Raw genomic sequence first — 19,602 nt, forward strand, 5'->3', positions numbered from 1 at the left:
TTACTCTATGCCGCTGATTTTTTGCATTTCTTCGAGGTAGCACCCGTGTTTTCCGATTTCGCCCTGCACGAACGCCTGCTTAAAGCTGTGGCCGAGCTTAAATTTGTCGAGCCTACACCTGTGCAGGCAGCGGCCATTCCGCTCGCGCTCGAAGGGCGTGACCTGCGGGTTACAGCTCAAACCGGAAGTGGCAAAACCGCCGCTTTCGTCCTGCCGATTCTCAATCGCCTCATTGGTCCAGCCAAAATCCGTGTCAGCATCAAAGCGTTGATTTTGCTGCCAACCCGCGAGCTGGCTCAGCAAACGCTGAAAGAAGTTGAGCGTTTTTCACAGTTCACGTTCATCAAGTCCGGTTTGATCACCGGCGGTGAAGACTTCAAGGTTCAGGCAGCGATGCTGCGTAAGGTGCCGGATATTCTGATCGGTACGCCTGGCCGTTTGCTGGAGCAACTGAACGCTGGCAACCTGGATTTGAAAGAAGTCGAAGTGCTGGTCCTCGACGAAGCTGACCGCATGCTCGACATGGGCTTCTCAGAAGACGTCCAGCGTCTGGTTGATGAGTGCCCGAATCGTCAGCAAACCATGCTGTTCTCCGCCACCACGGGTGGTTCAGGCCTGCGTGAGATGATCGGCAAGGTACTGAACAACCCTGAGCACTTGCAGCTCAACCAGGTCAGCCAACTGAACGCGACCACGCGTCAGCAGATCATTACCGCTGACCACAATCAGCATAAAGAGCAGATTCTCAACTGGCTGCTGGCCAACGAGACTTACCAGAAAGCCATCGTTTTCACCAACACCCGCGCCATGGCGGACCGCATCTACGGTCGCCTAGTGGCTCAGGAGTACAAGGCGTTTGTCTTGCACGGTGAGAAGGATCAAAAAGACCGCAAGCTGGCCATCGACCGCCTGAAGCAGGGCGGCGTCAAGATCTTGGTAGCTACAGATGTGGCGGCGCGTGGCCTAGACGTTGAAGGTCTGGACCTGGTGATTAACTTCGACATGCCGCGCAGCGGCGATGAATACGTTCACCGCATTGGTCGTACTGGCCGTGCTGGCAACGAAGGTCTGGCGATCTCGCTAATCTGCCATGGTGACTGGAACCTGATGTCCAGCATTGAGCGTTACCTGAAGCAAAGCTTCGAGCGCCGCACCATCAAGGAAGTCAAAGGCACCTACGGCGGCCCGAAAAACGTCAAGGCCTCCGGTAAAGCCGTGGGTGTTAAGAAGAAAAAGACCGACGCCAAGGGTGTGAAGAAGAAGTCAGGCGCCAAGGCGCCGACCAAGCGCAAGATAGCTAATCGTCCAAAGACCGACGCTCTGTCGCTGGTTAGCAAAGACGGTATGGCACCGCTTAAGCGCCGCAAGCCTGAAGCACCAGCGGCTGAGTAAAGCCCGCTTTTCATTGTAGGAGCAACCGGTTTCCGCTCGATTGCCTCGCGATCTTTTAAAGATCAAAAGATCGCAAGGCAGTTGGCTCCTACAAGGTCTACTTTGCGTTTCCCTCAATAAAACCTGCGTTCAGCCTTGAACGTCAACAAGCCATCGCACTGCGCGTTTTGCCCTGAATAGGCAGAGCACTCAGCCCCGTCCAGGCTTGAGTCGCTATAAATCACGTCCAGGTCTATGCCCATCCAGGGCCGCGAGAATGTGATCGACCAATCGTTGAAAGATCGCACGTTGCCGCCCTCGGTGATGGACACCGGTGTGCCCAATTGATGGGTGGTGTATTTCAGGCTAACGCCAATACCAAGGGGGCGGTTGACGCCAAGGTCTGCAAATACAGTGCTGTCGCGCCGGTCTGGATCATTACTGAAGGCTGCACCTAGGCGAGTCCCCAGTACGGTAAGGCCGGCATAAAACTGCTGGCTGTTCATAGGGCTGACCTTGGGGTAGCTGTAATGAATCATCCCCAATTCATAGCTCAGGGTCTTGTCGAAAGGGTGTTTGTAGCCCATGTAGGAGTCGACTTCGAGGTTGCTGCCTGGCTTGATCCCCATGGTGGGCGCCCATTGGCCAGCGTACCAGCCGCTGTCATGTGTCAGGTCCAGCCCGCCATGAAAGGTTGAGCCGGGGCTGGTAGGCTTGACCAGGCCCTGCGCCATACTACGGCTCGGCTGAGTGCCCAGCTTGAGGTCGAAATCGCCTAGCTCACGCGAAAATACCTGCGCATTGACAACTGCGCTGGACAGTAATGTCCCGGTGAGCAGTAAAGCCCGTGTGAGCATGGTTCACTCCCTTGACAGCTGGATGCAGTGATTGGCTCGAAGGCTTGATCTAGAGGGGTTTAAGAATACGGATGAATGCCGGCAGGTGAGTGCCGTTCGTCGATTTTTTTGATATGAAGGGCTAGGCGGGGTAGATCGAGAGTCCTAGCGCTTTGGAAAGGCAAAGCGCATTAGGACCAGATGACGCGGGGGTATTACTTTTTGCCCAGCGTGATTTGCTTGGACGGGCCGAAAGTTTGGCCGCTGACGCCTTTGTCAATTTGCTGGATCTCGCCACCGGATTTCAAGAATGCGGCAATTTGCGCATTGATTGAATCACTGGTTTCAACAGCGGGAGCTGGCTTTGCTTTGCTGGCGGATGCTTTTACACGCATGGCGGCTATTCACCTGTAGAAAATAACTTGGCCAGCGATAGTACCTGAAATACTTGACAATTGCTTGTCAAATATCTTCCTAAAATTATAAAGGCCCATAATCATGAATATAAATAACAGTGCGAACACCCGCTAACTCGCTGTTTTGATTCACATCACACTGGGTGATATGAGGTCTTCCGTGCGGTCTGAGGCATACCTCCGGCTGACGAATGGTGTTTGGGGTGCTGCAAAAAATCCTGATAAATCAGGCCTTTTGCAAAAAATATGAACGTCGGGCTGCGGCGCTCCAATTCAGTCTTCTAAACTCGGGTAGAATGCTGCCCACGTAATGAGGGTATTGGACATGGCTTTAATCGGTCGCTACAACAGTTTGCAAGTGGTGAAACATACAAACTTCGGTTTGTATTTAGATGGCGGGGCTGACGGCGAAATTCTGTTGCCCAATCGTTATATACCCAAAGATATTCCCAGTGAAGATGAAGACTGGCTCAATGTATTTGTTTATTTGGACAGTGCTGACAAGTTAATTGCTACCACTGAAAAGCCCAAAGTTCAGGTCGGTGAGTTTGCCAGTCTTAAAGTCGTCGAAGTTAATAGCATCGGTGTATTCCTTGATTGGGGCCTGCCGAAAGATTTGCTATTGCCGTACTCCGAAGAAAAACGCCAGATGACCGCCGGTGAATACGTCGTTGTGCACGTCTACCTCGACAAGCACACGCGCCGCATCACGGCCACGGCTCGCTTGGACCGTTACCTGGATAAAACCCCGGCCAATTATCAAGTCGGTCAGGAAGTTGATCTGTTGGTGGCAGAAGCTACAGACATGGGCTTCAAAGCCGTGATCAACAACAAGCACTGGGGGTTGATTCACAAAAACGAAGTGTTCAAGTTTCTGCGTGCGGGCAAGCAAGAAAAAGGCTTCATCAAGGAAGTTCGCGCTGACGGCAAGATCAGCCTGAGCTTGCAACCCGTAGGTCAGGAAGCCGCCAGCAGCTTGAACTCGAAGATCCTCAGTAAGTTGCGTGAAAATAATGGTGTGCTGCCGGTCAGCGATAAAAGTGCTCCCGAACTGATCAGCAGTCTGTTTGGGGTCAGTAAGGGCAACTTTAAAAAAGCCATCGGCTCGCTGTATAAAGAAGGCAAGATTGCGATCCACCCAGACCGCATCGAACTGGTCTGAGCCATCGGCACACGAAAAACAGGTGGGTGACCCGCTGGAAAACCAGGCTCTCTTAGGTGGTGGCTTGCGTGACCTTAGGTGTCAGAGCGATTTCAAATAATAACAACGGCCAAAGGGGTGTGTGGCATGAGGAAGGTAGTGTGGGCGTATGTCGGTGCGTTGCTGGCTTTTCTGGTGCTCGACGGCCTTTGGCTGGGTGTGCTCATGAGTTCTACCTATAAAGAACTGTTGGGTACATTGATGCTTGCTCAGCCCGAGTGGGGCCCCGCGACGGCGTTCTACCTGCTGTATGTGCTGGGCGTGGTGTGTTTTGTTGTACTACCAGCCCTGGCTCGCGGCAGTGCTCGTAGAGCCGCGCTGATGGGCGCCTTCTTTGGGCTGGTTGCTTATGGCACATACGACTTGAGCAACTGGGCGACTCTACAAGGCTGGTCTGCCCAGTTGGCCTTGATGGACATGGCCTGGGGAGCACTGCTGACTTGCCTAGCATCGTTGTCGGGCTATTGGACGGCACGCAAACTGGCGGCCTGATTCACTCCTTTTTGGCACGTCCTTTTCTGCGTAGTTTTTGATCTTTTTGGGTGTGGCTATGAGTGTTTCCCGGCGAGCAACGGATGCCTTCGCACTGCAAGTCATGTTGGGCCTATGCCTGATCTGGGGCGTGCAACAGGTGATGATTAAAGTCGCAGCACACGACATTTCACCGGTGCTACAGGCTGCCGCCCGCTCCGGTATTTCGGCGCTGCTGGTGGGCTTGCTAATCTGTTGGAAAGGCGGTTGGAGCCAGGTGCCGAGCACCTGGCGTGGCGGCTTGCTGGCAGGCGCTCTGTTCGGCCTGGAGTTCTTCTTTATCGCCAAGGGCCTGCAACTGACCACCGCGGCGCATATGTCGGTGTTCCTCTACACCGCGCCTATTTTTACCGCGCTTGGAGTGAACTGGTTGTTGCCCAGTGAACGTCTGCGCCCGCTGCAATGGCTGGGGATCTTCCTCGCGTTCCTAGGGATTGCCTTCTCCTTTGCGGGTGGGATTTCGTTCGCGGACATGGACCGCGACATGTTGCTGGGTGATATATATGGGATCCTTGCGGGCATGGCCTGGGGTGTCACTACCGTGGTGGTACGCGGTTCCAGATTGTCTGAAGCCCCCGTCACGCTGACCCTGTTTTATCAATTGATTGTTGGTTTTGTCGGGCTGCTGCTGATTGCTCTTTTCAGCGGACAAATCACTCATTTCAACCTGACCCCGGTGGCAGTGGGGAGCGTGTTGTTTCAAGGGCTGGTGGTATCGTTCTTCAGTTACCTGGTGTGGTTCTGGCTGCTCAAGCGTTATCTGGCCTCCAACCTGGCGGTATTTTCGTTTATGACCCCCTTGTTCGGGGTCACTTTCGGCGTCTTGTTGCTGAACGAGCCGTTGAGTTTCAACTTCGCCGTAGGCTCGGTGCTGGTCTTGCTCGGTATCACGTTTGTCAGCGCGGAGCAGTGGGTACGTCGCAAGGTGCGCGCATTGCTGCAAATTGATCAACGCTAAGGTCAATGCCACGGCCAGCAACGGCTTGGATTACCCGCCGATTAATCGGACCCCGGGGCGTGAAATGTCCGTGTACATCCCTTGAAACAACCTTTTGTAACTGCCACTACGTGGTTGATGTTGCGAAAAGGCATGCTGGGCGCCAACTTAACAGCGTGGATAGCGCTGCAGCAGACGTCACCGCTAAAAAACAGTGCTATTGCCGCGCAACGAATGGCCTCGGCATGAGTCAACATGGGGGTGGAATTAGCCTAAAGTTCATTGACCTTAAGCAAGCATCTTGTAGGACTTAGGACTATTATCTGTACGAAGCGACCTCAGAATCCTGTCGCCAGAGTGGCCCCAAGGGGGAAATATGAAAGACAAACTGAAAACTTGGCTGCATGACGTCGGTGTTGCATTGGGCTTGATCGAGCCACCTCTGCAACCGGTACCAATTCCGGTTGCAGACCCGCGCCGCCGCCCGCAACGCCGCCGGTAAGGTTTGAGCGGCGTAACAGAGCGAGTATTTTTGAAGTCTGCTGATTCTTGGCTGCGAGGCAGCCAAGGTTCAGGCTGAGCATACGAATTACGCATTGAAAAAAGGCGTGATCTCCGACGTTATACCCCTCAAGAAAGCGCGTATTAGGCGCCGCTGACCACGATAAAGCTGACGCGCGATACGCCCAAGCTCCAAAGCGCAGCTCAATCAATCTTGTACGAGAGCTTTATCTCTATGTCCCGAACCCAATGCGCTCGCTGCGTGCGGCCGCAAACGCACTGCCTGTGCCAATTGATTCCACAACTGGACAGTTACACCCGTGTCTTGCTTTTACAGCATCCAAGCGAGGTTAACCATGCGCTGAACACTGCGCGCTTGGCGGCCTTGGGGTTAACCAATGCTGAGTTGCGGGTAGGCGAAGTGTTTGAAGATTTGCAGGCCTTACTCAACCCGCCGGGTTATCAAGCGTGCTTACTGTTTCCGGGGGAGGGCGCGCAATTGCTCCAGCCGGGCATTGCGGGGGATCAAAAACTGTTGCTGGTCGTGCCGGACGGCACATGGCGTAAGGCGCGCAAGCTGCTGCACCTCAATCCATTGCTGGCGCAATTGCCCCGCGTGACCTTGCCCGAAGGCGCGCAATCGCGTTACCGGCTGCGCAAAGCCCCTGGGCCGGGCGCCTTGTCCACCGTTGAAGCCATCGTGCAGGCGCTGGAAATTCTCGAAACGCCCACTTCATTCGCTCCTCTGCTACACCCGTTTGAAGCACTGATCGAAGGGCAAATTGAAGCGATGGGCGCTGACACCTATCAGCGCAACCACGGCAACCAACCCTGACTCAAAACCCGTAGCAACTGTGTTCCTCATGTGAGGAGCGAGCTTGTGTTCGGCTTAACGCTTTTTGAGGGTTTTTTGCCGCAGGATGTAAATGCTGACCAGCACCGCGCTGGTCAGCATAAAGCCGCGTGCCCAGGGCAGTGGCACCAGATAGCAAGACACCCCAATGCTCAGCCACATCAACCCAATGGCGTAGACCTTGCCCTTGAGTGGAATGCCGTTGCCGTCCAGATAATCACGAATCCATGGCCCCAGCCGAGGGTGCTCGACCAGCCATTGGTAAAAGCGCGGAGAACTGCGCGCAAAGCAGGCGGCAGCTAATAACAGAAAGGGGGTCGTTGGTAAAACTGGCAGGAAGATACCGATAACCCCCAACGCTACGCTCAGCCAGCCAATGGCAAACAGCACATAGCGCAACAGCCGCGAACGGCTGTTGAAAGGGGGTTGAGTCACTGAATCAGTGATGACGCGGCTTGAGGATGGCCGGCTTTTCGTCAGGTGCGTTGCACAGCAGGTACAAAGCAGTCAGGGCTTCCGGGATCTGAACGATCATGTCGTCCATCAGGTTGGCGTCCTGAGCGATGTCGGCGAATTCAGGCTGGTCGTCAAACAGACCCGACCCCACCATGATCGGCAGCAGCATTTCGCTCACTTCTTCTTCGGCGGTTTCGAACCAGGCGGCTTCGCGCATGAATACGCCTTCCATGAAGCCGACACACCAGCCGCGCAAATCGGAATCGTCTGGCTCGTCGCCCAGATCTAGATCACAAGGCAGTTCGAATTCTTCGTCCGAAGCCAGTTGGCGAGCGATGTGCGCTTTGAGTTGAATCAGGGTGCCTTCGATCTCAGCACGTTGGGCGTCGTCCTTGTAATGCGGGGCTTCGGAGAAGATCGCATCGATCCACTCGCGCTCAGGTACTTCTTCGGCGCAGATGGACAGGGCAGTCAGGTAGCCGTGAGTGGCTACGTAGTCCAGCGCCTCGTCATGCAGCTCGTCAGCGTCGAGGAAGGCTTGCAGGCGGGTTAGTTGCTCAGCGAAGGACATTAGGACTACCTAGAAAATAAACAATAACGAATTCTAGGCTTTCTTGAGCCTCCAAGCCAGTCGCAGGGCACATTTGCCATCACTTCCCGGTGATCGGCACTGCAATCACGGCGCCCTGCGCGAGGGAGTGCTCGGGTATACTGCCGCGTTTTGTGATGCCCTGCGGTACATGCAGCGGATCCTGCGCCCTGCGCCCGAGCTTTTTCAGACGCTTGAGGCCGCGCCGGACCCCGCTGGCGCAGGGGTGTTTCGGCGATTTCTGGAGTTTCTATGCTCGAACAGGCTCAACGCGTACTCAAAGACATCTTCGGCTACGACAGTTTCCGTGGCCGACAAGGTGACATTATTGAGCGCGTGGCCAGTGGTGGCGACGCTTTGGTGTTGATGCCCACCGGCGGCGGCAAGTCCTTGTGCTTCCAGGTGCCAGCCTTGTTGCGTGATGGCCTGGCGGTGGTGGTTTCGCCGTTGATCGCCCTTATGGATGATCAGGTTGCCACGCTTGAAGAGCTGGGGGTGGCCGCTGCTGCCTTGAACTCGACGCTGAGCGCTGAACAACAACGCGACCTGGCCAGCCGGATCAAACGTGGCGAAGTCAAAATGCTCTACCTGGCGCCAGAACGTCTTGTGCAGCCGCGCATGATGGCGTTTCTGCAGGGCCTGGACATCGCCCTATTTGCCATTGATGAAGCGCATTGCGTGTCGCAGTGGGGCCATGACTTCCGCCCGGAGTACCTGCAACTGGGCCAATTGGCCGAAATGTTCCCACACGTGCCGCGTATCGCCCTGACCGCGACCGCCGACAAACGGACCCGCGAAGAAATCGTCACCCGTCTGCATTTACAAAACGCAGAGCGATTTTTGTCGAGCTTTGACCGGCCAAATATTTTCTACCGTATCGTGCCCAAAGAGCAGCCGCGCAAGCAATTGCTGGCGTTTCTGTCTGAGCGTCGCAGCGATGCGGGCATCGTCTATTGCTTATCGCGTAAAAAAGTTGACGAAGTGGCGCAGTTTCTCTGCGATCAAGGTTTCCCGGCCCTGCCGTATCACGCGGGTTTGCCCAGCGAGACGCGCGCCGCCAACCAAAAGCGCTTCCTCAACGAGGAAGGTTTGATCATGGTCGCGACCATTGCGTTCGGCATGGGCATCGACAAATCCAACGTTCGCTTCGTGGCCCACCTGGACCTGCCAAAATCCCTCGAGGCCTATTACCAGGAAACGGGCCGCGCAGGCCGTGATGGTTTGCCGGCAGACGCGTGGATGGCTTACGGCCTTCAAGACGTGGTGATGCTCAAGCAAATGCTGCAAAACTCTGAAGGCGATGAGCGCCACAAGCGTCTGGAGCACCATAAGCTCGACGCCATGTTGGCTCTGTGCGAAGAAACCCGCTGCCGTCGTCAGACCTTGCTCGCCTATTTTGATGAAGATATGCCACAGCCTTGTGGGCATTGCGACAACTGCGTCGATGGCGTGCAAACCTGGGACGCCACCGAGCCTGCGCGACAGGCCTTGTCAGCCATTCATCGAACGGGCCAGCGTTACGGAACCGGTTACCTGATCGACGTGTTGCTGGGCCGCGAGAATGAAAAAATCCGCAGCATGGGGCATCAGCATTTGTCGGTGTTTGGTCTCGGCAAGGCCCGTGCAGAAGGCGAATGGCGCACCCTGTTCCGTCAATTGGTGGCCCGTGGTCTGGCTGACATTGATATCGAAGGCTATGGCGGGCTGCGTTTGAGCGATACCTGTCGGCCCTTGCTGCGAGGCGAAGTGACATTGGAGTTGCGTCGTGAGCTCAAGCCGCAAACCTCGGTCAAAAGCAGTTCTGCCAGCCCGGCCAGCCAATTGGTCCGTGGCGACGAGCGCGAACAGTGGGAGGCATTGCGCGCCTTGCGGCGCAAACTGGCCGAAGAACATGGCGTGCCGCCTTATGTCATCTTTCCCGACTCGACCTTGCTCGAAATGCTGCGCAGCCAGCCGACGTCTTTGTCCGACATGGCCAAAGTCAGCGGCATTGGTGCGCGCAAGTTGGAGCGCTACGGCGAAGCGTTCCTCGACGTGCTGGGCGGGCAGGCCGACACTCCGAAAGTGGTCGCCGACATTCGTCACGAACTGATCAGCCTGGCGCGCGCCGGGATGACCCCGTTGCAAATTTCCGGGCAGTTGCAATGTTCTGAAAAGAACGTCTACACGATGTTGGCGGAAGCCATCGGCCGTCAGGAGTTGTCGCTGGAGCAGGCCCTGGACTTGCCCGAAGACCTGATGGAAGAAGTGCAGGATGCGTTCCTAGACGGTGAAGGCGAGTTGCCAAGCGTCGCCAGCATTGCCGAACAGTTCAAGGGGCGGGTGCCAGAAGGCGTGCTGTACTGTGTGCGCGCTGCTCTGCAATCCGAGTTTGAGATGTAACGGTTCTCGGTATGTAACGAATTGATTGACTTATAGGCCTTGCCTATGAGCAAGCTCCATGCTTAGCTGACTAACAATTAGTTTCACTCTATTTCAGTCTAACCGTTGAGTTTTTTATGCCGTTAACCGATCAACACCGTTTTGGTATGCAACTGGCCCAAATGTCCCGTGGCTGGCGTGCTGAACTGGATCGACGCCTGGCTGGCCTCGGCTTGTCCCAAGCGCGCTGGCTGGTGCTGCTGCATTTGGCACGATTTGAGACTGTGCCGACTCAGCGCGAGTTGGCGCAAAGCGTGGGTGTAGAAGGGCCGACCTTGGCTCGTTTGCTCGACAGCCTTGAAGCCCAAGGCCTGGTGCAGCGGCATGCGGTACTTGAAGATCGCCGCGCTAAGAAAATCGTATTAAGTGATTCTGCACGGCCTTTGATCGCACAGATCGAGGCCATTGCCACCGCACTGCGCCAAGAGCTGTTTGTCGGTGTTGATGAAGAAGATCAGCGCATCTGTATGCGCGTTCACAAGCGAATCCTGGAAAACCTCGAAAAGCACTAATCTGCACCGTCTTCACGGATAGGAGCGAGCTTGCTCGCGATCTTTAAAGCAAAAGACCGCCAGCAAGCTCGCTCCTACAGGGCAATCTGCTGCGCCGCTTAAAACGTCTGCCCCAAGTTCAAATACAGCGCCTTCTGATTGTCCGTGTTAATGCCATAGCTGAAATTCAGCGGGCCCAGCGGTGTATCGAAGCCGACAAAAATGCTCGCAGCATTGATGTACCCGCTGTCGAATTCGTTGTCGTTGTTCCAAGCGCGGCCACGCTCCAGTGACGCACCGGCATACAGCGGGAAATCAAACGGCAAATACGAACGCGGCGTCAGGCGGCGATAGTAAACGGCACGCATCAGACTGATGTTCTGCCCCGAAATCGAGTCCTGCCTGAACCCTGATAACTGCCGCGCACCGCCGAGCAAGAAACTCGACGTGACGATGTTGGCCTGATCCAGCGTTCGCCCATAACGCCCACCCAAAATCCAAGTATTCGGACCTGAACTCAAGGCCTTGTCCAAATTGAACTCCCATTGGCGATAACGCTCATCCGAGCCAAGCCCAGGTTCAAATTGGCGCATGCTCAGGCTGATATCTTCCCCGGAGTGCGGGAAGTAGACGTTATCCAATGAATCAAATGAATACTTCACGTCATAGAAGGCTTCATTGAAGCTGGCGCTCGGCAAATCACGTTCGCCAATTCGCACATTGGCCTCGCCCCAGGCTTCACCGACACCGACCCGGATCTCACCACTGTTACCGATTTGACGACCGAAGTTCAGGCCAAATCCGTAACGCTCTAGGCGGTACTCGGCGATGGGGTCGTTATCGAGAATGGCTTCGATGTTCTGTGACTGAGCGTTGAGATACGGCGCGACAAAGTAGCGCGAACCGGCATCCAGCGGCTGGTAGAACTCGCTGTACAGCTCTTGCTGATCGCCAATTTGTGCCCGTGTCAGCCATTCGGCGCCGAGCCGGTTGATCCCGTTAACCCGGTAGCTGGCGCCCAGATTAAATGCACTGCCTCCGCGCATGTCGTCTGACAGGTTGATCCCCAGCCGTAGGTAATCAGTGCCGCTGCGTTTGGCTCGGGCGGTGATCACCAGCGTTCGATCCTTGCCCTTGTGTGCTACGCGGTATTGCACTTGATCGAAATAATCCAAGCCATACAGCGTGCCCATGTCCCGTTGCAGGCGGGCCAGGTCCAGCGGCTCACCGATCGGCTGGCGAATGTAATAACGGATTACCGAATCATCGATTTTCGAGTCATTTTCGATCTTGATCGCCGTAATGACCGGGGTTCGCTCTTCGGCGGAACGGGCGCTGGTCAGTTGCGCATCGGCGGGCTGGCGCAGGCTTGCCAAACGTTTTTCCAGGATCTGCGTGGCGCGATACCCAGCATTGATGATCTCTTCTGAACGGCCAAAATCAGTCGCGCCAATGCTGGCAAGCGAAGGTTGAATCAGCACGTCGTTCGGCCTTAATGACGCCAGTTGTATCTCGGAGTTGCTTCGGGTCATCAAGGTGATGGACTGGTTAAGAATGTCGAATACGGTGTTGAGTTGCTTGCGCCCGCGTAGCGGGGTACCGATGTCGACCACAATCACCATGTCGACGCCCATCTCGCGCGCCACGTCCACCGGGATGTTATCGACCATGCCGCCATCGACCAGCAATTGGCCGTTGATTTCGACGGGCGCAAACACCGCCGGGATGGACATGCTGGCGCGGATAACTTGTGGCAAGTGGCCTTTACGAAACACGACTTTCTCGCCATTGACGATGTCGGTCGCCACTGCGCGGAACGGAATGGGTAGCTTGTCGAAATCGCGAATGTCGCTGCTGTGGGCTAACAGGCTTTCGAGCAATAACGCGAGGTTTTGCCCCTGAATCACCCCCAATGGCAGGCCTAGGCTGCCATCGTCGCGAAAACTGAGCTTTTGTCTGACCAGAAAGTCACGGTCATCCTGTTTGCGTCGAAACGGTACGTCTTCACGGGCAGGGCTGTCAGACAAGGCCTCTTGCCAGTCGATGCCCAGCGCGAGTTTTTCCAGTTCGTCGATCTTGTAACCCGAGGCATACAAACCGCCGATGACCGCGCCCATGCTGGTGCCCGCGATGGCATCAATACGAATGCCTTGTTCTTCCAGCGCTTTGAGCACGCCGACGTGGGCCAAGCCACGGGCTGCGCCGCCGGATAACACCAGGCCGATTTTCGGGTGTGGTTTTTCAGCGGCAAACAGCGCCAACGGGCATAAACACAGGAGCAGGCAGATCAGCAGGCGGCGCATCATGAGTCTCTGGGCAAGCGACAAAGGCGGCTATTATAGCGGCGCCTTTCACGCTAGGAGTTTGAGAAACATGTCCACCAGCAAACCGCAAATTGTCATAACTTATTGCACGCAATGTCAGTGGTTACTCCGCGCGGCGTGGCTGGCGCAAGAACTGCTCAGCACCTTCGCTGATGATCTAGGCCAGGTTGCGCTGGAACCGGCGACTGGTGGGGTATTCCGTATCACCTGTGACGGCGCACAAATCTGGGAGCGCAAGGTTGATGGCGGCTTTCCCGAGGCCAAGGTGCTCAAACAGCGGGTGCGGGACCAGATCGACCCGCAGCGCGACTTGGGTCACAACGACCGGGTTTAGTGAGTCGCTGAATCAAGCGCCCCTTTCGCGGGCGTCGGGCCGCTGGCCATGCGACTGGACACTACAATCGCGACGATAATCAGCATGCCGCCAAACAGCATGCGTACGGTCGGGGTTTCGTGGAACAACAGCCACGCTAGGGTGATGCCATACACTGGCTCCAGGGCGAAGACCACGGCGGCCGTGCGGGCCTTTATCACCGCCAGACTGGCGACAAACAGGCTGTGCGCGACGCCAGTGCACAACACGCCGAGCAGGCCGATCCACAACCAGTCCAGTGGGCGAACCTCACTCAAGCCCGGCGCGGCGAAAGGCAGAAGGCATAAGGCGACCACCGCGTTCTGCCACATGGCTGCCTGAACAGCTGGAACCCGTCCGTTGTTGGCCCGGTTATTCAGCGACAACAGCGAGAACAGCAGGCCGGAAGCAATCGCCCAGAGCAGCCCTTCAGTGGCCTGACTGGCCAGATCAAAGTGTGGGGTCACCAGGATCAGGCCGACGCTGACTAGCACCACCAGCACCACTTCGTTAGAACGGATACGCTCGCGAAAAATCAGCCCTTCCAAAATGACTGTAAACGCGGGAAAGCTGGCAAAGCCCAAGGTTGCAATCGCCACCCCGGCAATCTTTACCGCCACAAAAAAACTGACCCAATGCCCTGCCAGCAACACGCCGCTGATTAGCAAGTTGCGGGCGTCGCGCAGTGCCAGTTTTTTCCAGCGAGTGCCCTTGGCCAGTGCCGCAAAGCAGGCGAGGGCCAACACCGCGAAGCCAGCGCGGCCAAACACAATAATGGAGGCCGACGCGGCGGCGAGTTTGCCGAACACGCCGGTCAGGCCAAACATCAACGCGCCAATATGCAGGGCGCCCAAGGCGGTACGCGGAGTCATTGCAATCCTTAAGTCGATACAGGCAAGGCGTGCAGTCTAAGGCGCGGGCGGCTGAGCTGTCTGTCGCCAGACTTGCCTTAGTTGTCGCCAGACTCGCGGCGTAATGCCGAGGGCGAGGCGCCGAATTCGCGCAGCATCGCGGCGCTAAAGGCGCTTTGTGACGCGTAGCCAACCTGGCTGGCGACTTCACCGATCGGTAGAGCGCTGCGACGCAACAACTGCAAGGCGCGGTTCAGACGGCGCTGGCGGATGTAATCCATGGGCGTGAGCCCGCATTCACTGAGAAAGCGGCTGTGCAGGCGGGCGCAGGATAAACCGGCGATGCGTGCCAGATCCGCGACTTGAAGTGGGTGGGCAGCATGTTGGTCAATGAAGGCATCCAGTGCGGCAAACGGCAGGCATTTTGCCGTAACCGACTCGGCGGCGCTGTTATTCAGGCTGGCCAACAACAAGATGGCGCCTTGGCGGGCAATTATGGGGTCACTCACCGGGCCACTGGCCAGCCAGCTAACCAACTGATGCTGTTTGGCGTCGAGGCTCAAATGCCCGGTGTTGTCGAGCAGGCGTCGGCTGGCGTCGGCATGGCTGCCCAGCGATTCGCCTAACCAATCTTGGCTTGGCACATCGAGCACCAGGCAATGGCTGCCTTGTTCACTGCCGCAGGTGTGATGCGCGCCAGCGGGCACCACGATCAGATGCTGTTGACGCAGTAGGCGGACGCGGCCGTCGACCTCGAAGTCGAGCTTGCCGGACAAACTGATCACCACTTGCGCGTGCTCATGGCTGTGCGCAATTACGTCGTGACGGTAATGACGCAGTGACAGGATTTGGCCCATGCTGACCTCTTGCAGGACGCGTTGATGTATCTCAGTGCCGCCAAAACGCCGGAATGCACAATACGAACACGGTAATGATCTCGAGGCGCCCAAGCAACATGCCAGCCGACAGAATCCACTTGGCGGCATCCGGCAGGCTGGCGAAGTTGCCGGACGGCCCGATGATTTCACCTAGCCCCGGGCCCACGCCGGATACCGTACTGGCGGCGCCGGTGAGGGCCGTCATCCAGTCCAGTCCAAGCAGCGATAGTGCCAATGCAATCACGCAAATGGTGATAGCAAAGAAGAACGAAAAGGTCAGAATCGAGCGCACGATTTCTTCGTCGAGACGGTGCCCGTTGTACTTCTGCTTGATCACCGCTCGCGGATGAATCAATTGGTTAAGGTTAGCCTTGAGCAGGATATAGGCGACTTGAAAACGGAAAATCTTGATCCCGCCCGCTGTCGAGCCCGAACAGCCGCCAATAAAGCCCAGATAGAAAAACAGCATCAGTGAGAAATTGCCCCACAGGCTGTAGTCGCCCAATGCAAAGCCGGTGGTGGTCACCACCGATGTCACGTTGAGTGCTACGTGGCGGAAAGCATCCCACCACGGCATGTTAGTGGTCCACCACAACCAGGTGCCGAGAACGAGCCAGGTCACTACTAGCAGCCCGAGCAGGCCTTGCACCTGTTGATCCTTGATCAGCGCTCGGCGGTTGCCGCGTAATGTGGCGACATACAAGGTAAACGGCAAGCTGCCAAGAATCATTACCGCAATCGCCACCCAGTGCACCGCCGGATGCGTCCACTTGGCCAGCGACTGATCGGAGGTCGAGAACCCGCCGGTCGAGATCGCGGACATTGCGTGGTTGATCGCGTCGAACACGCTCATGCCCGCCCACCAAAACGCAAGGCTGCCGACGATGGTGATGCTGACATAAGTGGCCACAATCAGACGCGCCACCATGTGCGAACGCGGCATAACTTTTTCGGAACGATCAGAGGACTCGGTCTGGAACAGGCGCATGCCGCCGATTCGCAGCAAGGGCAAAATGGCCACCGCCATGGCGATAAAGCCGATGCCGCCGAGCCAGTGGAGCATGGAGCGCCACATCAAAATGCCGGGTGACAGGGTGTCGAGGCCGCTTAATACGGTCGAGCCGGTGGCAGTGATTCCGGACATGCTCTCGAAAAACGAGTCGGTGTAACTGATGTGCTGCGTCAGCAAAAATGGCAGCGCGGCAAAAATACACACCACCAGCCAACTGGACACGGTCAGCAGGTACATATCGCGTGGGCGCAGATGCACTTGCTCCGGGCGTCCTGGAATCACCAGCGCCAAACCGGCGACGAAGGTAATCAGGCTGGCCCAGAGAAAGGACGGCAAGTCGCCCATGCGCTCAAAAATGACCAGCGTCAGCATCGGCACGGCCATGCTGACGGCGAGCGTAATCAGGAAGATGCCGATAATAAAACCGATGATCCGTAAGGTCGGCAACGCCATGAAGTCAGCTCGGCTGTGAAGGGGGCGCCATTCTACCTGTGGACCGGGTTATGTAAACCGCCAGACCTTCGGTGGATACCGTTAGAATAGCCGCACATTTTCTTCAGGAGGTGGCCAATGGAGGCTCTCGACGCTTTGCTTAACCGTGTTTCTGCTCCGCGCTTGCTTGACCCTGCGCCGTCGGCTGAGCAGCGCGAAGTCCTGTTCGCGGCGGCCTTGCGCGCGCCGGACCATGGTCAACTGCGGCCTTACCGGTTTTTGACGGTTGAAGGCGAGGCGCGCAATCAGTTGGGTGAAATCCTCGCAGAGGCCGTGCAGGCGCAGGGCAGCGACGTCACTCAGGCCGCTCTGGACAAGGCCCGCGCCATGCCATTGCGTGCGCCATTGGTGGTAGTGGTAGTCGCTCGCTTGCAGGATCACTTCAAAGTGCCTAAGTCTGAGCAATTGATTACAGCAGGTTGCGCGGCTCACGCTATTGAGCTGGCGGCCTATGCCCAGGGCATTGGCGCGGTATGGCGCACCGGCGAGCTGTCGTATAACGCCCATGTTGCTAAAGGCTTGGGGCTGATCGATGGCGAAGAAGTGGTTGCGTTCCTGTACTTGGGTACCCCGCAGAATGAACTGCGCGATGCGCCGAAAGTGAGCAGCGCCGAGTTCGTCAAGGCGTGGTCTGTTTAATTAGCCTGCACCGTGTAGGCGCGAGCTTTTGATCTTTTAAAAAATCGCGAGCAAGGGCGCGCCTACAGGGTTTGTAAACCGCCTACAGACTGGCGTTGGGTTCCAATGGCAGCTCCAGCGTGGCAATAAACCCACCCTCAGGGTGATTGCCCAGCACCAACCGCCCGCCATGGCGCTCTGCCGCACGGCGGGCAATGGCCAAGCCCAATCCATGCCCGGCAGCCGTCTGGCCCGGCGCGCGGAAAAACGGCTCGCCCAGTTGCGCTAAATGTTCTTCAGCGACGCCTGGCCCGTGGTCACGCACGCGAATGGCGATGTGTTCGCCATTGCGTATGGCAGTCAACTCAATGGGCTGCCCCGCCGGGTTGAAGCGTTGCGCGTTACGCAGCAGGTTATCGATTGCCCGCTCGATCATAGTCGGCCAGCCGCTCAGGCTTAAACCGGGTTCGGCATTGAGTTGCACCGGTTGTTCGGGCGCCGCCAGAGAGGCGTCCTTTTGGACGGCGTTGAGCAACGGGTTCAACTCGATGTGCTCAGCGCTGGCTTGATCGGCATCTACCCGCGCCAATGCCAGAATTTCACTGATTAATGATTCCAGGCGATCGCACTCACGCGTCAGGCGCGGCCAGAGCTTTTCGCGCTCTTCGGGGCCAGCACGTTCGGCTAGGGCCAGCGCGATGCGCAACCGCGCCAGCGGCGAGCGCAGTTCGTGGGACACGTCGCGCAGCAATTGGCGCTGGCTGCCAATCAAACTTTGCAGGCGGGCGCCCATACGGTTGAAGTCAGTCGCTAACACGCCAAACTCATCACGCCGCGATGCCAGTTGCGCCAGGCTGTTTTGCTGGTACGTAGTTTGCCCCAGGTCATGCACCGCGACGCGCAAGCGGCTAAGGGGGCGGGTGATCGACAACGTCACCAGCAAGCTGAACAGCGTAAGTACCACCAGCGCTATCCCCAGCGCGCTGAGCGGCCAGATCAGGCTTTTGCGGTGCCAGGCGTCGAGTTCGGGGTGCGGAATCCGATAAATCAGCAAATAGGTTTCGGCAGTCTTCGGGCTGGTGTATTCAACGGTCAGGCGGCGCCAAGGCAGTTCTTCCTTGCCTTGGCCCTGACGAGCTTCCCAAGCGGCTGCCCGGCGAGGAAATGTACCGGCCACCACAGGGTCGCCACTCTCGTTGAGCACTTGTACGTCAATGTGATAGCGGCGCTTGCGCCGTTCGAGTAACTCCTGGGCCGCGTCGGGGCCTTGGGTTTCGAAGCGTTCGGTCCATTGTTGCGCCAGATTATTGAGCCCAGGATGGCGGCTGAGGATCCAGGTGTCTTGGTTGAGCATGTGCCCCAACAGGATCGATAGCCCTGCGACCAAGGCTATCGCTAGCCAAAAGCTGGCCAGAATGCGCCAAAACAGTGATCGCACGGCAGTTCCTCACAAGTCGATGATTCAAACGACCAAAACCCAACGGCTGAGGGCCGTTGGGCTTGGCTAATATGCAGATTATTGCGCTTTTGGAGCCTGTTGTGCTTTCCACTCCTTGAACTGTTTCCATTCGGCTTCACGCTCAGTGCGTTTTTTTTGCATCTCGTCGAAGTTTTTTTGCTGATCAGGTTTGAGCAAGGCACGAATATCGCTCTGAGTTTTCTGATGCTTGGCAGCGATTTCGTCTTTCAGTGCTTTTTGATCAGCCGCTGGGAGTTTTTCAAGGTACTTCTCAACCAGTTGCTTGCGTTCGTGCATTTGTTCGCCCATCAGCTTGCCAATCTGCTGGCGCTGTTCGCGGCTCAGGTCCAGTTGGCTGTAAGGGGCATCACCGCGACCGTGCTCACCGCCGTGACGTGGACCCATTGGGCCATCGCCACCCGGCATGGCCATTGCGACGGTTGGCAGGGCTGCAGCAAACATCAGAGCAATTAGAGTCTTACGCATGGTGTGTCTCCTTTATTACGATTCCGGTGAATCCGGATGCGCCCAGTTTAGGGAGATCAAGGTCAATCGCTGTCAGCCAAGCGTAAAGCTTAGGTAAAGAGGTTTTGGTTGTGCGGCTACAAATCATTGTCAAAACGCACCTTCGCGTACATATCCGTTTTAGGCGTTTAACTGACCTATCCGTTTCGCTCTTACAGCGAGTCCCTTTTGGCAAACAGCCCCAAAAGGAACCAAAAGGTCCTTGCCCTACCATCCGGCCGACTTCGCTTAGGCTCTCCCGGCATTCATGCCGGTCGATCCCCATAACAGCACCTGCGTTCGGCCTCCTGTGAGGGGCCTTTGAGTCGACTACACAATCGCGTGGCGACAGATGCAATTTTTAGATCGAAAGCGCAGGCGTACTGCAGAGGCTACCCATTTTGTGTACGGCGCAATCCAGGCTGTTGATCTTGATCTACCCCGCGACTTCGGGAGGCTGAGTGGAGGTTTCGCGCAGTGGGTCGACCGGCATGGATGCCGGGAGAGCC

The 19,602-nt window shown here is 56.7% G+C and carries 20 protein-coding genes and 1 pseudogene; 11 read left to right on the forward strand and 10 right to left on the reverse strand.

Annotated features, from left to right (window positions below; all coding sequences use genetic code 11):
• Positions 1-45 precede the first annotated feature (45 nt).
• Positions 46-1,392 carry a DEAD/DEAH box helicase gene (locus B347_RS0115240; RefSeq protein WP_019410557.1) on the forward strand — a complete coding sequence of 449 codons (1,347 nt, stop codon included), beginning with the start codon at positions 46-48 and terminating at the stop codon, positions 1,390-1,392.
• 113 nt (positions 1,393-1,505) lie between these two features.
• Here the strand turns inward: B347_RS0115240 and B347_RS0115245 are convergent, their stop codons facing one another.
• Complete coding sequence (locus B347_RS0115245; protein ID WP_019410558.1) at positions 1,506-2,228, reverse strand: TorF family putative porin; 723 nt, start codon at positions 2,226-2,228, stop codon at positions 1,506-1,508.
• Between the two features lie 194 nt (positions 2,229-2,422).
• Positions 2,423-2,602: a hypothetical protein gene (locus tag B347_RS0115250; RefSeq protein ID WP_019410559.1), complete on the reverse strand. Its 180-nt coding sequence runs from the start codon at positions 2,600-2,602 to the stop codon at positions 2,423-2,425.
• Between the two features lie 346 nt (positions 2,603-2,948).
• On the opposite strand from B347_RS0115250, the gene B347_RS0115255 reads away from it, so the two are divergent.
• The 6 genes and pseudogenes from B347_RS0115255 to B347_RS0115275 all read left to right on the forward strand — a co-directional run bounded on the left by B347_RS0115255 (position 2,949) and on the right by B347_RS0115275 (position 6,628).
• On the forward strand, positions 2,949-3,785 hold the full coding sequence (locus tag B347_RS0115255) for a CvfB family protein (RefSeq protein ID WP_019410560.1): 837 nt from the start codon (positions 2,949-2,951) through the stop codon (positions 3,783-3,785).
• A gap of 126 nt (positions 3,786-3,911) precedes the next feature.
• Positions 3,912-4,316 (forward strand): DUF2177 family protein, encoded by a 405-nt coding sequence (locus B347_RS0115260; protein WP_026014219.1) that lies wholly within the window; start codon positions 3,912-3,914, stop codon positions 4,314-4,316.
• A 58-nt stretch (positions 4,317-4,374) separates the two neighbouring features.
• Positions 4,375-5,313 carry a DMT family transporter gene (locus B347_RS0115265; protein WP_026014220.1) on the forward strand — a complete coding sequence of 313 codons (939 nt, stop codon included), beginning with the start codon at positions 4,375-4,377 and terminating at the stop codon, positions 5,311-5,313.
• Between the two features lie 63 nt (positions 5,314-5,376).
• Positions 5,377-5,541 (forward strand): annotated as a pseudogene (locus tag B347_RS26960) (LysR family transcriptional regulator); the annotation flags it as partial.
• Positions 5,542-5,668: 127 nt separating this feature from the next.
• Positions 5,669-5,794, forward strand: a complete 126-nt coding sequence (locus B347_RS27060; protein WP_019410563.1) for a PA1414 family protein — start codon at positions 5,669-5,671, stop codon at positions 5,792-5,794.
• A gap of 234 nt (positions 5,795-6,028) precedes the next feature.
• The gene (locus tag B347_RS0115275) at positions 6,029-6,628 is read left to right on the forward strand and encodes a tRNA-uridine aminocarboxypropyltransferase (RefSeq protein ID WP_026014221.1); all 600 of its coding nucleotides are present in this window, start codon (positions 6,029-6,031) and stop codon (positions 6,626-6,628) included.
• 54 nt (positions 6,629-6,682) lie between these two features.
• Here B347_RS0115275 and B347_RS0115280 read toward each other — a convergent pair whose 3' ends face one another.
• Both B347_RS0115280 and B347_RS0115285 read right to left on the reverse strand, forming a co-directional pair.
• Positions 6,683-7,081: a YbaN family protein gene (locus B347_RS0115280; protein WP_019410565.1), complete on the reverse strand. Its 399-nt coding sequence runs from the start codon at positions 7,079-7,081 to the stop codon at positions 6,683-6,685.
• A 4-nt stretch (positions 7,082-7,085) separates the two neighbouring features.
• On the reverse strand, positions 7,086-7,673 hold the full coding sequence (locus tag B347_RS0115285) for a YecA family protein (RefSeq protein WP_019410566.1): 588 nt from the start codon (positions 7,671-7,673) through the stop codon (positions 7,086-7,088).
• A 270-nt stretch (positions 7,674-7,943) separates the two neighbouring features.
• On the opposite strand from B347_RS0115285, the gene recQ reads away from it, so the two are divergent.
• Together recQ and B347_RS0115295 are read left to right on the forward strand one after the other, a co-directional pair.
• A complete protein-coding gene (recQ, locus tag B347_RS0115290; protein WP_019410567.1) occupies positions 7,944-10,073 on the forward strand; it encodes a DNA helicase RecQ in 2,130 nt (709 codons plus the stop codon).
• 116 nt (positions 10,074-10,189) lie between these two features.
• Positions 10,190-10,624, forward strand: coding sequence for a MarR family transcriptional regulator (locus B347_RS0115295; RefSeq protein ID WP_019410568.1), 435 nt, complete (start codon positions 10,190-10,192; stop codon positions 10,622-10,624).
• Positions 10,625-10,722: 98 nt separating this feature from the next.
• Here the strand turns inward: B347_RS0115295 and B347_RS0115300 are convergent, their stop codons facing one another.
• Entirely contained in the window at positions 10,723-12,906 is a 2,184-nt protein-coding gene (locus B347_RS0115300) for a patatin-like phospholipase family protein (RefSeq protein WP_019410569.1), read from the reverse strand.
• A gap of 70 nt (positions 12,907-12,976) precedes the next feature.
• Between B347_RS0115300 and B347_RS0115305 the strand changes: the two genes are divergently transcribed.
• A complete protein-coding gene (locus B347_RS0115305) occupies positions 12,977-13,261 on the forward strand; it encodes a SelT/SelW/SelH family protein (RefSeq protein WP_019410570.1) in 285 nt (94 codons plus the stop codon).
• Here B347_RS0115305 and B347_RS0115310 read toward each other — a convergent pair.
• From B347_RS0115310 to B347_RS0115320, 3 genes are all read right to left on the reverse strand, one after another.
• A complete protein-coding gene (locus B347_RS0115310) occupies positions 13,258-14,151 on the reverse strand; it encodes a DMT family transporter (protein ID WP_019410571.1) in 894 nt (297 codons plus the stop codon). The two genes, B347_RS0115305 and B347_RS0115310, sit on opposite strands and share 4 nt — an antisense overlap.
• A 77-nt stretch (positions 14,152-14,228) precedes the next feature.
• Complete coding sequence (locus B347_RS0115315; RefSeq protein WP_019410572.1) at positions 14,229-14,987, reverse strand: helix-turn-helix transcriptional regulator; 759 nt, start codon at positions 14,985-14,987, stop codon at positions 14,229-14,231.
• A gap of 31 nt (positions 14,988-15,018) precedes the next feature.
• Positions 15,019-16,473, reverse strand: a complete 1,455-nt coding sequence (locus B347_RS0115320; RefSeq protein WP_019410573.1) for a TrkH family potassium uptake protein — start codon at positions 16,471-16,473, stop codon at positions 15,019-15,021.
• A gap of 117 nt (positions 16,474-16,590) precedes the next feature.
• On the opposite strand from B347_RS0115320, the gene B347_RS0115325 reads away from it, so the two are divergent.
• Positions 16,591-17,151 (forward strand): NAD(P)H nitroreductase, encoded by a 561-nt coding sequence (locus B347_RS0115325; protein WP_019410574.1) that lies wholly within the window; start codon positions 16,591-16,593, stop codon positions 17,149-17,151.
• Positions 17,152-17,233: 82 nt separating this feature from the next.
• Here the strand turns inward: B347_RS0115325 and B347_RS0115330 are convergent, their stop codons facing one another.
• Entirely contained in the window at positions 17,234-18,568 is a 1,335-nt protein-coding gene (locus tag B347_RS0115330; RefSeq protein ID WP_019410575.1) for a sensor histidine kinase, read from the reverse strand.
• Positions 18,569-18,646: 78 nt separating this feature from the next.
• Positions 18,647-19,075: a Spy/CpxP family protein refolding chaperone gene (locus B347_RS0115335; RefSeq protein ID WP_019410576.1), complete on the reverse strand. Its 429-nt coding sequence runs from the start codon at positions 19,073-19,075 to the stop codon at positions 18,647-18,649.
• Positions 19,076-19,602: the final 527 nt, after the last annotated feature.

It is taken from the genome of Pseudomonas psychrophila HA-4, assembly GCF_000282975.1.
Taxonomy (GTDB): Bacteria; Pseudomonadota; Gammaproteobacteria; order Pseudomonadales; family Pseudomonadaceae; genus Aquipseudomonas; species Aquipseudomonas psychrophila_A.

Excerpts from the sequence above, each read along its gene's own strand:
- B347_RS0115310 (WP_019410571.1), bottom strand. The coding sequence starts at position 14,151 with ATGACTCCGCGTACCGCCTTGGGCGCCCTGCATATTGGCGCGTTGATG.
- B347_RS0115295 (WP_019410568.1), top strand. The coding sequence starts at position 10,190 with ATGCCGTTAACCGATCAACACCGTTTTGGTATGCAACTGGCCCAAATG.
- B347_RS0115245 (WP_019410558.1), bottom strand. The coding sequence starts at position 2,228 with ATGCTCACACGGGCTTTACTGCTCACCGGGACATTACTGTCCAGCGCA.
- B347_RS0115265 (WP_026014220.1), top strand. The coding sequence starts at position 4,375 with ATGAGTGTTTCCCGGCGAGCAACGGATGCCTTCGCACTGCAAGTCATG.
- B347_RS27060 (WP_019410563.1), top strand. The coding sequence starts at position 5,669 with ATGAAAGACAAACTGAAAACTTGGCTGCATGACGTCGGTGTTGCATTG.
- B347_RS0115320 (WP_019410573.1), bottom strand. The coding sequence starts at position 16,473 with ATGGCGTTGCCGACCTTACGGATCATCGGTTTTATTATCGGCATCTTC.
- B347_RS0115260 (WP_026014219.1), top strand. The coding sequence starts at position 3,912 with ATGAGGAAGGTAGTGTGGGCGTATGTCGGTGCGTTGCTGGCTTTTCTG.
- B347_RS0115305 (WP_019410570.1), top strand. The coding sequence starts at position 12,977 with ATGTCCACCAGCAAACCGCAAATTGTCATAACTTATTGCACGCAATGT.
- B347_RS0115255 (WP_019410560.1), top strand. The coding sequence starts at position 2,949 with ATGGCTTTAATCGGTCGCTACAACAGTTTGCAAGTGGTGAAACATACA.
- B347_RS0115285 (WP_019410566.1), bottom strand. The coding sequence starts at position 7,673 with ATGTCCTTCGCTGAGCAACTAACCCGCCTGCAAGCCTTCCTCGACGCT.
- B347_RS0115275 (WP_026014221.1), top strand. The coding sequence starts at position 6,029 with ATGTCCCGAACCCAATGCGCTCGCTGCGTGCGGCCGCAAACGCACTGC.
- B347_RS0115335 (WP_019410576.1), bottom strand. The coding sequence starts at position 19,075 with ATGCGTAAGACTCTAATTGCTCTGATGTTTGCTGCAGCCCTGCCAACC.
- B347_RS0115315 (WP_019410572.1), bottom strand. The coding sequence starts at position 14,987 with ATGGGCCAAATCCTGTCACTGCGTCATTACCGTCACGACGTAATTGCG.
- B347_RS0115325 (WP_019410574.1), top strand. The coding sequence starts at position 16,591 with ATGGAGGCTCTCGACGCTTTGCTTAACCGTGTTTCTGCTCCGCGCTTG.
- B347_RS0115250 (WP_019410559.1), bottom strand. The coding sequence starts at position 2,602 with ATGCGTGTAAAAGCATCCGCCAGCAAAGCAAAGCCAGCTCCCGCTGTT.
- B347_RS0115300 (WP_019410569.1), bottom strand. The coding sequence starts at position 12,906 with ATGCGCCGCCTGCTGATCTGCCTGCTCCTGTGTTTATGCCCGTTGGCG.
- recQ (WP_019410567.1), top strand. The coding sequence starts at position 7,944 with ATGCTCGAACAGGCTCAACGCGTACTCAAAGACATCTTCGGCTACGAC.